This is a genomic window from Sphingomonas sp. CCH9-E2, from assembly GCF_001557215.1.
In the GTDB taxonomy this organism is placed as follows: Bacteria; Pseudomonadota; Alphaproteobacteria; order Sphingomonadales; family Sphingomonadaceae; genus Sphingomonas.
The window spans coordinates 1-12,325 of the sequence record NZ_LSJM01000392.1; the positions used below are offsets into that span (position 1 = coordinate 1).

At 66.5% G+C, this 12,325-nt stretch carries 15 protein-coding genes; 12 read left to right on the top strand and 3 right to left on the bottom strand.

Features of this window, described 5'->3' with window-relative positions; translation table 11 throughout:
• Positions 1 to 72: 72 nt before the first annotated feature.
• Genes flgC through flhB form a run of 5 tightly spaced genes read left to right on the top strand, consistent with a single transcriptional unit; the run spans position 73 to position 2,941 of the window.
• Positions 73 to 480 carry a flagellar basal body rod protein FlgC gene (gene flgC / locus AX681_RS17765; protein WP_066657464.1) on the top strand — a complete coding sequence of 136 codons (408 nt, stop codon included), beginning with the start codon at positions 73 to 75 and terminating at the stop codon, positions 478 to 480.
• Positions 481 to 491: 11 nt separating this feature from the next.
• Positions 492 to 821: a flagellar hook-basal body complex protein FliE gene (locus tag AX681_RS17770; protein ID WP_066657462.1), complete on the top strand. Its 330-nt coding sequence runs from the start codon at positions 492 to 494 to the stop codon at positions 819 to 821.
• A 9-nt stretch (positions 822 to 830) separates the two neighbouring features.
• Positions 831 to 1,097: a flagellar biosynthetic protein FliQ gene (locus AX681_RS17775; RefSeq protein WP_066657459.1), complete on the top strand. Its 267-nt coding sequence runs from the start codon at positions 831 to 833 to the stop codon at positions 1,095 to 1,097.
• A 7-nt stretch (positions 1,098 to 1,104) separates the two neighbouring features.
• Positions 1,105 to 1,863, top strand: coding sequence for a flagellar biosynthetic protein FliR (fliR, locus tag AX681_RS17780; protein WP_066657456.1), 759 nt, complete (start codon positions 1,105 to 1,107; stop codon positions 1,861 to 1,863).
• Between the two features lie 4 nt (positions 1,864 to 1,867).
• Positions 1,868 to 2,941 carry a flagellar biosynthesis protein FlhB gene (flhB, locus tag AX681_RS17785; RefSeq protein WP_066657453.1) on the top strand — a complete coding sequence of 358 codons (1,074 nt, stop codon included), beginning with the start codon at positions 1,868 to 1,870 and terminating at the stop codon, positions 2,939 to 2,941.
• Positions 2,942 to 3,015: 74 nt separating this feature from the next.
• On the opposite strand, the gene AX681_RS17790 is transcribed toward flhB, so the two are convergent.
• Positions 3,016 to 3,441: a flagellar assembly protein FliX gene (locus tag AX681_RS17790; RefSeq protein ID WP_066657450.1), complete on the bottom strand. Its 426-nt coding sequence runs from the start codon at positions 3,439 to 3,441 to the stop codon at positions 3,016 to 3,018.
• A gap of 84 nt (positions 3,442 to 3,525) precedes the next feature.
• Here AX681_RS17790 and AX681_RS17795 point away from each other — a divergent pair, with 84 nt between their 5' ends.
• The 5 genes from AX681_RS17795 to AX681_RS17815 are packed head-to-tail and all read left to right on the top strand — an operon-like array spanning position 3,526 to position 7,161.
• On the top strand, positions 3,526 to 4,632 hold the full coding sequence (locus AX681_RS17795) for a flagellar basal body P-ring protein FlgI (protein WP_066657447.1): 1,107 nt from the start codon (positions 3,526 to 3,528) through the stop codon (positions 4,630 to 4,632).
• Positions 4,632 to 4,931, top strand: coding sequence for a rod-binding protein (locus AX681_RS17800; RefSeq protein ID WP_066657444.1), 300 nt, complete (start codon positions 4,632 to 4,634; stop codon positions 4,929 to 4,931). Before AX681_RS17795 ends, AX681_RS17800 begins: the two co-directional genes overlap by 1 nt.
• On the top strand, positions 4,921 to 5,340 hold the full coding sequence (locus AX681_RS17805) for a hypothetical protein (RefSeq protein WP_066657442.1): 420 nt from the start codon (positions 4,921 to 4,923) through the stop codon (positions 5,338 to 5,340). Before AX681_RS17800 ends, AX681_RS17805 begins: the two co-directional genes overlap by 11 nt.
• A gap of 26 nt (positions 5,341 to 5,366) precedes the next feature.
• Positions 5,367 to 5,636: a hypothetical protein gene (locus tag AX681_RS17810; protein ID WP_066682572.1), complete on the top strand. Its 270-nt coding sequence runs from the start codon at positions 5,367 to 5,369 to the stop codon at positions 5,634 to 5,636.
• Positions 5,629 to 7,161, top strand: coding sequence for a methyl-accepting chemotaxis protein (locus AX681_RS17815; protein WP_197421814.1), 1,533 nt, complete (start codon positions 5,629 to 5,631; stop codon positions 7,159 to 7,161). The genes AX681_RS17810 and AX681_RS17815 overlap by 8 nt, the downstream gene beginning before the upstream one ends.
• 77 nt (positions 7,162 to 7,238) lie before the next feature.
• Here the strand turns inward: AX681_RS17815 and AX681_RS17820 are convergent, their stop codons facing one another.
• The gene (locus AX681_RS17820) at positions 7,239 to 7,655 is read right to left on the bottom strand and encodes a flagellar basal body protein (RefSeq protein ID WP_066657429.1); all 417 of its coding nucleotides are present in this window, start codon (positions 7,653 to 7,655) and stop codon (positions 7,239 to 7,241) included.
• A gap of 4 nt (positions 7,656 to 7,659) precedes the next feature.
• The gene (locus tag AX681_RS17825; RefSeq protein ID WP_066682574.1) at positions 7,660 to 10,326 is read right to left on the bottom strand and encodes a hypothetical protein; all 2,667 of its coding nucleotides are present in this window, start codon (positions 10,324 to 10,326) and stop codon (positions 7,660 to 7,662) included.
• Positions 10,327 to 10,429: 103 nt separating this feature from the next.
• Here AX681_RS17825 and AX681_RS17830 point away from each other — a divergent pair, with 103 nt between their 5' ends.
• Together AX681_RS17830 and AX681_RS17835 are read left to right on the top strand one after the other, a co-directional pair.
• On the top strand, positions 10,430 to 11,461 hold the full coding sequence (locus AX681_RS17830; RefSeq protein WP_066657425.1) for a flagellar motor switch protein FliG: 1,032 nt from the start codon (positions 10,430 to 10,432) through the stop codon (positions 11,459 to 11,461).
• A gap of 10 nt (positions 11,462 to 11,471) precedes the next feature.
• Positions 11,472 to 12,152 carry a FliH/SctL family protein gene (locus AX681_RS17835; protein ID WP_066657423.1) on the top strand — a complete coding sequence of 227 codons (681 nt, stop codon included), beginning with the start codon at positions 11,472 to 11,474 and terminating at the stop codon, positions 12,150 to 12,152.
• The last annotated feature ends 173 nt before the right edge of the window (positions 12,153 to 12,325 follow it).

Consider the following 12,325-nt stretch of genomic DNA (forward strand, 5'->3'; position numbering starts at 1 on the left):
ATGCACTAACAAACCAATCGGTCCACTCGGTGGGGGCAGACCATTCCTGCCCGCCGCGCCGGATTTGGGATCATGGACCTCAAAAGTGTCGTCTCCGTCTCCGCCTCGGGCCTGCGCGCCCAGTCGTTGCGGATGCGCGTGATTGCGGAAAACCTCGCCAATCAGAGCTCGGTGGCGCAGACGCCGGGCGGCGACCCCTATCGCCGCCGTGTGGCAACTTTTGCCGCCGAAGTAGATCGCGCGACCGGTGCGACCAAGGTGGCGGTCAAGGGCGTGGCGACCGACAAATCGTCGTTCCAGCGCGTCTATCAGCCAGGCAATCCCGCTGCCGACGCAAAGGGCTATGTGCTGATGCCCAACGTCAACGGCCTCGTCGAGACCGCCGACCTCAAGGCCGCGCAGCGTTCCTACGAAGCCAATCTCAGCGCCATCGAAGCCGCCAAGGGCATGACGATGCGCACCATCGACCTGCTGAAATAAGGGAAGCATCCATGTCCATCGGAGCACTTGACGCTGCCACGGCCTATGGCCGGGCCGCCGGCGTATCGCCGCTTTCGCGCGGTCCCGGCATTGGCGGCACCGGCGCGACCGAGGCCCCGGCCGCAGGCGGCTTCGGCCAGCTCGTCCAGGGCATGGTCGGCGAAGCATCGTCGAGCCTGAAGGCGGCGGAAACCGCATCGACGCGCCAGATCGCCGGCAAGGGCGACCTGATCGACGTGGTGACCGCGATGGGCGCGGCGGAAGTCGCGCTCGACACCGTGGTCGCCGTGCGCGACCGCGTGGTCAACGCCTATTCGGAAATCATGCGGATGCAGATCTAGGCCCGCGCGATGGACGCCAACTCCGCCATCGAACTCGCGCGCGCCGCGCTGATCCTGACGCTGACCGTCGCCGGGCCATTGCTGTTCGCGGCGCTGTTCACGGGCCTCATCATCGGCCTGCTCCAGGCGCTGACGCAGATCCAGGAACAGACGCTGACCTTCGTGCCCAAGATCATCATCATGGGGATCACGCTGATGCTCAGCTTTCCCATGATCGGCGGCGCGCTGGGCGATTTCATGCGCGTCGTTGGCGACAAGATCGTCCAGGGCGGCTGACCGACCGATGATCGAAGACCTGCCGCTGCACGCCACCGCCTTTCTGATCCTGTTCGCACGGGTCGGGTCGGTGCTGATGCTGCTGCCGGTCTTTTCCGAAGATGCGGTGCCGGCGCAGATCCGTCTGTTCGCCGGGCTTGGCATGACGCTGGGCCTGTGGAGCTTCCTGTCTGCCAAGGTCATTCCGATGGCCGATGTCACCGACCTCCAGCTGGCGGCGATCCTGATCGCCGAGCTGGTCGTCGGCATCGGGCTCGGCCTGATCATGCGGATCATGTATCAGGCAATCTCGATCGCGGGATCGCTGATCAGCCTTCAGATCGGCCTCACCTCTGCAATGGTGTTCGATCCCGGCCAGTCGGGCCAGGCACCGATCCTGTCCAAATTCGTTGGCGTCGCCGCCGCTGTCGTGTGCTTCGCGATGGCCGTCCACCATCTGTGGCTGGGCGCGCTGATCAAATCCTATGGTCTGTTCCCGGTCGGGGTCGTGCCGAATACGCAGGATTTCGCCCAGCTGGCCGTGCGGGTCGCGGGCAATTCGCTCGCGCTCGGCGTCTCGCTCGCCGCGCCGCTGCTCGTCTATGGCATCGTCTTCAACACCGTCCTCGGCCTGGTCGCGCGCGTCGCGCCGGCGCTGCAGGTCTTCTTCATCGCCCAGCCGCTCAACCTGCTGCTGGGTGTCACCATCGCCGCGGCGACGCTGGGGGCGACACTCGTCACCTTCGCAAACAGCATCGCGACGTGGATGAACATGGGCTGGGGCTGACGCGATGGCCGATGAGTCGGAGGACAAGGACTCCAAAACATTCGCCCCGTCCGAAAAGCGTATCGAAGATGCGCGGAAAAAGGGCGATGTACCGATGGCGCCGGAGATGCGTCAGGCGGCCATGTTCGTCGGCCTGATCATCGTCACTGGAGGCCTTGGTGCACAGGCAGCTTCGGCAATGGCCGGATCGCTCGCGCGGATCTGGGGCCGTGCCGACGATTTCCTGTTTGAACCCGCCGGCGCGCAGGTGTTCGGTGGGTACATCCTGGGCGAGCTCGCCGCCGCGCTGTTGCCGTTGCTCGGCGCATTGTTCGGCTGCGCGCTGATCGGTGGCTTTGCGCAGGGGCGGCCGATGATGAGCTTCAGCCGCATCGCGCCCAAATTCTCGAAGATCAATCCGGTGTCGGGCCTGAAGCGGCTGTTCGGCGCGCAGGGTCTGTTCGAATTCGCCAAGACGCTGGCCAAGCTGATCGTGGTCGGCACGATCGCGACGATCGTGCTGTGGCCGTTCCTGCCCGGCTTCGAAACCATGGTGGGCGTCGGCCCGACCACGATCGCCGATCTGTCGCAGCAGATGATCATGAGCGTGCTGACCATCGTCGTGGTGCTGGTCGCGGTGATCGCAGGCGCCGACTTCGTCTATCAGCGCTACAGCTGGACGAAGAAGAACATGATGTCGCTCAAGGACATGAAGGACGAGCACAAGGAGCAGGAGGGCGACCCAAAGATCAAGGGCAAGATGCGCCAGATCGGCCTCAAGCGCTCGCGCCAGCGGATGATGCAGGCCGTCCCGACGGCGACGGTCGTCATCACCAACCCGACCCACTATGCGGTCGCGCTGAAATATGATCACGGCGCGATGAACGCGCCGATCGTGGTGGCCAAGGGCACCGACGCCATCGCGCTGAAGATCCGCGAAATCGCAACCGCCAACGGCGTGCCGCTGGTCGAAAACCGCCCGCTCGCCCGCGCGCTGCACGCCAGCGCGGAGATCGATCATCCCATCCCGCTGGAACATTATCAGGCGGTGGCAGAGGTCATCAGCTACGTGATGAAGCTGGCCAAAGGCGGGCAGTAAACGGGGCTTGGGCCAACGCCGGACCGGCGAAATCGCCGATCCGCCCCATTAACCATCTAAATTCAGATCTTAGATCAGACCGTGCGGTCGTGCTTGGCCAGTTCGACCCGGACGCGCAGTTCGATGTCGCGCGCGATTTCGGCGAGCTCGGGATCATCCGGCATTTCGAACAAAGCCGCCCATTGCGACAGTGCGTCGAGCGCTGCCTTGTCGGGCAATCCTTTGACCTGCGCCGCGTGCAATTGCTCGAGGATGTCGAGCCCGCGTGCCGCCGGGCGTGCCTCGCGCCGACGCTTGTCCTTCGGGGTTTCCAGCGCGGTCGCGGCGGCGAGCAGCACATGAACCGTGGTCGCCGCCTGCAGCGTCGGGGCGGCCTGCGCCCCCTGTCGCGGTGCTTCGGGCATCTCCATTTTCGGGAGCGCCACCCGCAGGGCGGCGTCGGATTTGGACAGTGCGTTGAGCACCATCTGAACCGGCATCGGAACGCCCTCGATCCGCACTGCTTCTCTTCTCCGCGAAGACCGGAACGGCCTTCTTCTTTCTATAAGAAGATTAACGGCGTTCCGGAGACGATGGACAGATTTATGCACATTTTGAGACTCCTGCTGCTGGCGATGGCGCTGGCGGTGCCCGGGCTTGCCGCGGCGAACAGCGCGCACCGCATCAAGGACATCGTCGACATCGAGAATGTCCGTCCCAACCAGCTGGTCGGATACGGCCTGGTCGTCGGCCTGCCCGGCACGGGCGACCGCACGCGCAACACGCCCTTCACCGAGGAATCGATCCAGGCGATGCTGGAGCGGATGGGCGTCAATGTGCGCGGGTCGCAGCTCAAGACAATGAACGTCGCGGCCGTGTCGATCACCGCGACCATGCCGCCCTTCGCCCGCGCCGGATCGCGGATCGACGTAACCGTCTCGGCAATCGGTGACGCCACCAGCCTGCAGGGCGGCACGCTGATCGCATCGTCGCTGCGCGCGCTCGACGGCGAGATCTATGCCGTGGCGCAGGGCCAGGTTTCCGTCTCCGGCTTCAAGGCGCAGGGCGCGGCGGCGAGTATCAGCCGCGGCGTTTCCACCTCAGCCCGGATCGCCGACGGCGCGATCATCGAGCGCGAGGTGCCGTTCGCGTTGCGCAGCGCGACCAGCCTCAAGCTGGCACTGAAGAACCCCGATTTCACGACGGCCAACATGATCGCGGGCACGATCAATTCGACCTTTGCCGGCACCGCCGAAGTGCTTGACCCTGCCACGGTCGAACTCAAGCCCGGGCCGGGCTTTCCCGGATCGGTCGTCGATCTGGTCGCGCGGATCGAGAACCTGCCCGTCATGGTCGATCAGCCGGCCAAGGTGATCGTCAACGAAGCCTCCGGTACGGTGGTGATGGGCGCCAATGTCCGCATCAGCCCGGTCGCGATCGCGCAGGGCGGCCTGACCATCAGCGTCGCCGAAACGCCGCAGGTATCGCAGCCCGCACCGCTGTCGCAGGGCCAGACTCAGGTCGTCCCACGCACCCAGGTGACGGTCGACGATGGCACCGGCCGCTCGCTCGGTACGCTGGGCGGGGAAACCTCGCTCGCCTCGCTGGTCGCCGGTCTCAACGCGCTCGGCGTCAGCCCGCGCGACCTGATCACCATTCTTCAGGCCGTGAAGAGCGCGGGCGCGCTCCAGGCCGATATCGAGGTGCAGTGATGAGCCCCCTCTCCACCCCCGCCGCCGCAACCACCGGCGCTGCGCCGACCATTCCGACGCCGAAGAGCAAGGAAACGGCTCAGGCGTTCGAAGCGACCTTTATCGGCCAGATGACCCAGCTGATGCTGGAGAGCGTCGAGGAAGGCGAGTTTTCCGGCGGCCATGGCGAACAGATGTTTCGCGGCGTGCTCGCCGAAAATCTCGGCACCGCCATTGCGGCCAAGGGCGGCATCGGCCTCGCCCCCGCCGTGATGGACCAGATCATCAAGCTGCAGGGGGGCAATACGAATGGAAACTGAGCTTCTCGACCTGTTCCGCTCGCTGGCGTCGATCAGCGAGGAAGAGACGATGCTGCTGGCGCAGGGCCGTCGCGGCGAGATCGCCGGGCTGGTTCAGGCCAAGTCCCGGCTGGTCGGCGCGGTCGACCATGAAGTGGCGCGGCTCGACCGCACCAACCCGGGCTGGCGCGAAGCGCTCGACCCCGACACGCGCTCGGAACTTGCCGAGCTGGCCGCGCGGCTGCGCGATATCTGCGCCGCCAATGGCGCTGCGCTCAAGCGCCAGATCGACCTGTCGAACGAGATGATGGCCGAAATCGCCGCCGACGCGCGACGTCGTCGCGGCACCGGCAGCGGTGCCTATGGCGCGTCGGGCGGACTCGCCTTTGCCGGGACGGCGGTGCCGATCTCGGTAAACGCAAGCTTTTGAGGGCGGGCCTCGCCCTAGCGGTGGCAGTGCCACTGGCGGTACCGGTGGGGGCATCGATCATGCCCCCGCCGGACGGCGCGATGCTGATCGCACCGCTCCTCCCGGCCCGACAGGCCGAGATGATCGACTGGATCGTCCGCGCCGACGCAGGACTGATCGGCACCGGGCCGTTGCCCGGATCGCTGGTCGTGATCGGCAAGCGCGACGCCGTTGTTCGGGAAAGCTGGCGCCATGGCGCGATCGTTCTGGCCGCACGGCCACAGAGTTGCACCGGAAGGAAGAGTTGGGATGAGTGAGTTGACGCTGGACGGCATTCGGAAAGCGGGCCTGACGCTGGTCATGGCGGTCGCGGGGGTCCTCTCGCTCGCGGTGCTCGCCGGCATGCTCGTGACTGGAGCGGACGGCATTGTGACCGTCGCGCTCGCCCTGATCGCACTACTCGCCTACCCCACCTGGCTGTGGCGGCGCGGCGAGATCGACGGCACGGCGCGCATCGCCGCCAGCATGGCGCTGGTCGCGATCCCCGCTGTCATGCTCTTCGCATTTCGCGGCATGGCATGGCAGGTCGATCTGCACATGGCCTTCTTCGCCGCGCTGGCAATCACGGCAGTGCTTTGCGACTGGCGCGCCATTATCGGCGCGACGGTGGTCGTCGCGGTGCACCATCTGCTGCTCGGCATGGCGGTACCGGACTGGGTCTTCCTGGGCGACGCCTCCCTGCTGCGGATCGTGCTGCATGCCGTGATCCTGCTGGGCGAGGCCGGTGCGCTGGTCTTTATTTCGGCGCGGGTCGTCGCCCTACTCGACGCAATCACGGAGAAGGATGCCGCGCAACGCGCGACCGAAGCCGCAATCACCGCCGAACGCGAGCAGCGCATGCGCGAGCTGGAAAGCGCGTCGACCGCATTGGCGCTCGGGCTTGAAGGACTGAGCCGGGGCGAACTCCACCATCGCATCACGGGCACGATGCCGAGCGGCTATGCGGCAATTCAGGCGCATTTCAACGAGGCGATTCAGTCGCTGCGCATGCTGGTGCAAGCGGTATCGAGCGGCGCCCTCGAGCTGGAGAACAACTCGTCGCAAATCGCGCATGCGGCCGAGGATCTGGCGGCACGCAGCGAGCGAACCAGCGCGCGGATCGACGAAGCCTCTGCCGCGATCGGGCAGATCGATGCGCGGCTCAGCGATGGCAACGGTACGGTGCGCGAGACCGTCGCGCGCGCCGATGAAGCGATCACCAGCGTCCGTCGCGGTCGCGGCGTCACCGACGATGCGGTCCAGCGCATGGAGCAGGTGGCGCAAAGCGCTGCCGGGATCGATGCGGTGATCGAGGGGCTCGACAAGATCGCGTTCCAGACCCGCGTTCTCGCGATGAACGCTGCGGTCGAGGCCGGCCGCGCCGGCGAGGCCGGACGCGGCTTTGCCGTGGTCGCCGATCTGGTCGGACAGCTGGCCATGCGCTCGGAAGAAGAGGCCAAGCGCGCGCGCGAGCAGCTGACCTCGACCCAGGATCAGGTCGCCAATGCCGTGACCGCGATCGGCCAGGTCGATGGCGCGCTCAACGGGATCGAGCAGGTGGTCGAGGGCGTCCATCAGCTGCTGACCGGGCTTGCCGAGGATTACGGGTCGCACGCCGGCGCGTTGAGCGAGGTCAGTGCAGCCTTTGCGACGCTCAACGACTTCACGCAGCAAAATGCCGCGATGGTCGAGGAAAGCAACGCCGCCGCCCGCGCGCTGTCGGACGAGGCACGTGCGCTCGCCCGATTGACCGAGCGGTTCGCCCTCGACGACGCTGCGCCACCGCTCCGCAAGGCCGCCTGACCCGGTGCGAGCACCAAAAAGAATAGGGGGCGTCCCGACCGGGACGCCCCCTTTTTCTATGCCAGCGGTCTGGGGCGTCAGCCGCCGCCTTTGCGTCCCAGTGCCGACTGCATCAGCCCCTGGCTTTTGCGGTACAGGCTGGTCATCGCTGCGAAGTCCGCCTGAACCTGGCCCATCTTGAGCAGCTGGTCTTCGAGCGTGACGTTGTTGCCATCGGGCTTGGTCTCGCTGGTATCGGCGTCGAGCATCACGCTGCCCGCCGAGATCGGGGCGCGCGCGCCGAGCGCGGCCATGCTGCCGGTCAGCTGCACCCGCGGCCGGGCGATCGTTGCGCTGCTGTTGCCGGTGTCGATCAGGTCGCTGAAGTCGGGCGCGCGCACGTCGCGCGCCTTGAAGCCCGGCGTTTCGCTGTTGGCGATATTCTCCGAAATCACGCGCTGGCGTTCGGAGAGATGCTTCATGTTGCGGGCAATCCCGCCGATCAGGTCACTCATGATGTCAGAACCCTATGGTGGTCGACGGGCCGGCGGCGAGGCGGCTGAGGGCAGCTTGGTAATTCGCCATCTGGGCCTGTTCGCGGACCGTACTGCCGCCCTTGCGCCCGCCCTCGACCAGTGCCTGTTTGCCGTCGTCCCAATAGAGCGAGCGATAGCCCGTCTGAGACACCGATAGCGCGGATTTGAGTTTGGCGAGTGCAGCGGTTGCCGATTTTGGATCGGCGATCGACAGTGCGGGATTGAGGCCGAGGCCGAAGCTGCCGCCGGGACGGACGCGCGGCGCATCCTTGTCGACCGGGTCGAACCCGGAGACCCGTGCAGCGGGCAGGCCGAGCTTTTCGAGCGCGTCGCGACCCGCCGGACCGGCGATGAATTCGATGTCGATCCCGGCCTTGGGCGACACCCGCAGCATCGCGCCATCGTCCTTCTTGGGCGTGGTCACCAACGCCTTCGATCCGGTGATCTTGCGCACCTTGTCAGCCAGGCTCGCCAGCGTCTCTTCCTTGGCGATCGTGATCGTGCGGAGCGGACCGCCAGCGACGCGCATCTGGAAGGTGTCGCCTTCGCGCAGGGTGGAGCCGGTGGTCAGGCGCAGCGAACCATCGGGCGTCGCGACACCGCGGCCGAGTCCCAGCGCGTCGACCTTGCTCGATCCGCCATCGGATGCGGCGACGCGCACCGGCTCGGTGCGCAGGGTTGGCTGGCCGAACTGGCTGATCTTCTCGACCCCGCCGCTGGCCGGATCGATCCGCGCGACAAAGCCATCGGTCGGGCCGATGCGCGTGCTGCCGAGGTCGCCGGTGGTGCGGCCACCGACATAAAGCTTGCCGTTGCTGAAGGCGAGGCTGTCGACCTGTTCGTTCCCGGCGGTGCCGAGATAGGTGGTGGCCATGCCGGTGCCGTCAGCGGCAAGCCGCGTGACGAAGCCATCACGCCCACCGGTGATCCCGTTGACTTGGGTGCCCGGCAGCGACGACAGCGTCGTGCCGCCAATCGCGATCGACCCATCCGGCGCGATCGCAATGGCGCGCGCATCGGAAGCGCCGAGATCGACGGTATCAAGCACAGTTCCGGGACTGGCCGGATCGAGGAAGCGTAGCTTCGACATGGCCCCCTCCTTGGTCAGCGCGGCGAGGCGGCCGTCGGCGGTCATCGTCATCGCGGTCACACTCTCGTCACCCGATCCGGGGAGCTTGACCCGCTGCGTCACTGCGCCGGTTCCGTTGAGCCGGGCGACGAACGCGTCGCCCCCGCCCTGCGCGGCACGACCGCCGACCAGGATCGCGCCGTCATCGGCGATGGCGATGCTGGTGGCGCGGTCATCGCCCGACGATCGGATGCGGCTGGCAAACATCTCGTCGCCATTGCTGGCGAAGCGCGCGACGAGCATGTCGGCATCGGCATTGGTGCCACCGAAATTGCCCGATACGGTCCCGGCCACGACGATGTCGCCATTCTGGGCAACGGTGACGGCGGCCCCGGACGCGCTATCGGCCGCGCCCAGCGCGCGTTGCCACACGACATTGCCGACGCTGTCCATCTTGGTCAGATACAGGTCCTGCGTCCCCGCAGCGCGCAGCTCATCCAGGTCGCCCGATGCCGTGCCCACGACATAGGCAAAGCCATCGGCATCGGTCGCGACCGCATCGGTGGTGGTCGCCACCGCCTTGGTCGTCAGCCGGTCATTCGCCTCGATCGTCGCCAGCGTCTTGTTCGTCATCGCCGCTTCGGGGTCGTCGATGCGGAGCACGCGGGCGGCGGTCGGTGTTTCAAGCCCGGTGCGGCCGGTCGCGACGATCAGCGCGTCGGGGGCATCGACCTGATCGATCGACACGCTCTCCAGGCCCTGACGGTTGATACCCATGGTCCAGCCGTCTTTTTCGGTCTTCTTCGGCTCGAACGACACCTTCCATTTCGGTGCCGGGGTCCCGTCGGCGTTGAGCACGACATTGCCGCTGGTGTCGCGCAGCGGGATATTGGCGATCGCCTGATTGACAAGGTTGGCGACGCTGTCGAGCGTCGGTGGCTCGGGCAGCGTGCCCAGGTCGATCACGACCGTGTCGATGCTGCTGCCGCGTTCCAGCGTGACGCGAAACCGCTCGGTGCCGGACATCTGCGAGAGCACTTCGTCGCGCTTGGCGACGACGCCCTTGCCCGACACGCTGACCGTCAGTCCGCCCGTGCCGGGCGCGACGACGGTGCTCTCGGCGCGGCGCACCGGCTGGCCGAAGGACAGCTCCAGCTTGTCCGACGGCGCGGTGCCCATATAGGTCTGCAGATCCGCCAGCCCCTTGGCGAAGGTTTCGGCGAGCTGGCCGCGTTCCGCCGCCGACAGGCCGGGCTTGGCCGCAGTGGTCGCCAGCACGTTGAGCCGGTCGAGCGCTTTCCAGGTGGTGAAGGCCGTCTGCACATCGGTCGGCAGCGCGCGCACGCCGGTCAGCGGCTTGTCGATGATCGTGGCGAGGCGGCGGATCGTGGCGATCTGGGTCGAGATGGAGCCGGTCGCACCGGCCTCCCGCCAGGGCGGGGTCGTTTCGGGCAGGGTGAACTGAGCCTTGGCCTCGCGCACGGCCTTGCTTTCCACCGTCAGGCCCGCGCCCGAGGTCGAATACCAGCTCGTATCGGCACCCAGCAGGGAGAGCCCCGCCAATCCCGAAGAGATGTTCATGATCCTGTCCTCACGCGACCGGGAACCCCCTTTCGAGTCCATAATAGAGGGGTCGTGCGCGAAACCGACGGGTTAACCACGAATAAATGCAGGGGACTATACGATGATGATGACTCCGGTCGCGGAACCACCAGAATATAAGCGGCTGAACCAGCGCGAGCGGGCCGCCGCGCTGATGCTCGCACTGGGCCAGGAGCATGGCGCGCCGATCTGGGAACAGCTGTCGATCGACGAGGTCAAGGAGCTGTCGCAGAGCATGTCGCAGCTCGGGCGGATCCCGTCGAACCTGATCGAATATCTGCTCAACCAGTTTCAGGCCGAGATGTCGTCCATGAGCTCGTGCCACGGCTCGTACGAGACGACCGAGCGCCTGCTCAACAGCGTGCTCGACGCGGACCGCGTCAAGGAGATCATGGAGGACATCCGGGGTCCGTCGGGCCGGACGATGTGGGACAAGCTGTCCAACGTGAACGAGGGCGTGCTGGCCGGCTATCTGCGCAACGAATATCCCCAGACGATCGCTGTCATCCTGTCGAAGCTGAAGTCCGACCACGCCGCGCGCGTGCTCGGCGCCCTGCCGCGCGACATTGCGGTCGACGTGGTGCAGCGGATGCTGCGCATGGAAACGGTGCAGAAGGAAGTGCTGGCGCAGGTCGAAGCGACGCTGAAGACCGAGTTCATGGCCAATTTCGCACGCGCCCAGCGCCGCGATCCGCATGAAGCGATGGCCGAAATCTTCAATGCGATGGACCGCTCCACCGAGGAAAGCATGCTCTCCGCGCTCGACGCGCGCTCGCCCGATGCGGCCGACCGCATCCGCTCGCTCATGTTCACCTTCGAGGATCTGGGCGGCCTGCTCCCGGCATCGATCGCGGTCATCGTCCGCCAGGCCGACAAACGCCAGATGGCGCTCGCGCTGAAGGGTGCGCCGGAGAATATCCGCTCGCTGTTCTTCTCCACCATGACCGAACGCTCGGCGAAGCTGCTGCGCGAAGACATGGCGTCGATGGGGCCGGTGCGCGCGCGCGATTGCGAAGAGGCGCAGACCGCGCTGGTCCGCCTGGCCAAGAACCTCGCCGATATGGGGGAGATCGTGCTGGTCGACCCCAAGAGCGACGAAACGATGATCATCTAGGGGACGGTAGATGGACCTTTCGTTCACCACCAAGCCGTTCGGCTTCGACCGCGTGTTTACGGCCCCCAAGCCGTCGCGCACGGTCGAGCATGACGACACCCTCTCGCTGGTCATCAAGATCGAAGCGCTGGAGGACGAGCTGGCGCATCTGCGCAAGATGCAGAATGAGGAGCTGGCGCGTGCGCGCGCCGATGCGTTTCAGGCGGGGCTCGATGCGGCGCGATCCGACCGCGACAATGCGCTGCTCGCCGCAATGGACGCGCTCCACGCCGGGGTCGAGGGTATGGTCGAGGAGTGCGCGGACTTTCGCGCCGACACCGCGCGCGAAGCGGCCGAGCTGGTGCTCGCGGTGGCGCAGCATCTGGCCGGCCACCCGTTGCTCGCCTCGCCCGCCCAGGCGATCGACGATGCGATCAGCCGCGCCTTGTCACAGGTTGCCCGCGGTACCGAGCTGATCGTGCGCGTCCATCCCGACATGGCCGAACAGATCGAGGAACGGATCGCGACGCGCCAGGCCAATGATCGCCGCCGCCTGAACCTCCATGTCACCCACGACCCCTCACTCGCCAGCGGCGATGCGCGGATCGAATGGGATGAAGGCGGCCTGACGCTCGATCGGGCAATGCGCGAGGCAGCGGTTTTGCGCGAATTGAATAATCTTTTTCCCGTTGGCGACGGTCCGGCCGAATGATCGTCTATCAATGATGTGTCGGATGGCCCGGCTCCCCTGCCCGGCCCCCTCCGCAGATCGGCGCCCCCGGACTCCCCCGTCCGGGGGCGCTTTGCGTTTGGACGCTCTCAAAACCGGGATGCCGTCGGCCACTCGGCAATATTTTCCCACCGGAAAAACCTGCCGTCCGCGCG

What these genes read in the sequence shown, in the direction of transcription:
- fliR (WP_066657456.1), top strand. Translation starts at nt 1,105, where the DNA reads ATGATCGAAGACCTGCCGCTGCACGCCACCGCCTTTCTGATCCTGTTC.
- AX681_RS17795 (WP_066657447.1), top strand. Translation starts at nt 3,526, where the DNA reads ATGCACATTTTGAGACTCCTGCTGCTGGCGATGGCGCTGGCGGTGCCC.
- AX681_RS17820 (WP_066657429.1), bottom strand. Translation starts at nt 7,655, where the DNA reads ATGAGTGACCTGATCGGCGGGATTGCCCGCAACATGAAGCATCTCTCC.
- AX681_RS17835 (WP_066657423.1), top strand. Translation starts at nt 11,472, where the DNA reads ATGGACCTTTCGTTCACCACCAAGCCGTTCGGCTTCGACCGCGTGTTT.
- AX681_RS17770 (WP_066657462.1), top strand. Translation starts at nt 492, where the DNA reads ATGTCCATCGGAGCACTTGACGCTGCCACGGCCTATGGCCGGGCCGCC.
- flgC (WP_066657464.1), top strand. Translation starts at nt 73, where the DNA reads ATGGACCTCAAAAGTGTCGTCTCCGTCTCCGCCTCGGGCCTGCGCGCC.
- AX681_RS17800 (WP_066657444.1), top strand. Translation starts at nt 4,632, where the DNA reads ATGAGCCCCCTCTCCACCCCCGCCGCCGCAACCACCGGCGCTGCGCCG.
- AX681_RS17775 (WP_066657459.1), top strand. Translation starts at nt 831, where the DNA reads ATGGACGCCAACTCCGCCATCGAACTCGCGCGCGCCGCGCTGATCCTG.
- AX681_RS17830 (WP_066657425.1), top strand. Translation starts at nt 10,430, where the DNA reads ATGATGATGACTCCGGTCGCGGAACCACCAGAATATAAGCGGCTGAAC.
- AX681_RS17805 (WP_066657442.1), top strand. Translation starts at nt 4,921, where the DNA reads ATGGAAACTGAGCTTCTCGACCTGTTCCGCTCGCTGGCGTCGATCAGC.
- AX681_RS17815 (WP_197421814.1), top strand. Translation starts at nt 5,629, where the DNA reads ATGAGTGAGTTGACGCTGGACGGCATTCGGAAAGCGGGCCTGACGCTG.
- AX681_RS17825 (WP_066682574.1), bottom strand. Translation starts at nt 10,326, where the DNA reads ATGAACATCTCTTCGGGATTGGCGGGGCTCTCCCTGCTGGGTGCCGAT.
- flhB (WP_066657453.1), top strand. Translation starts at nt 1,868, where the DNA reads ATGGCCGATGAGTCGGAGGACAAGGACTCCAAAACATTCGCCCCGTCC.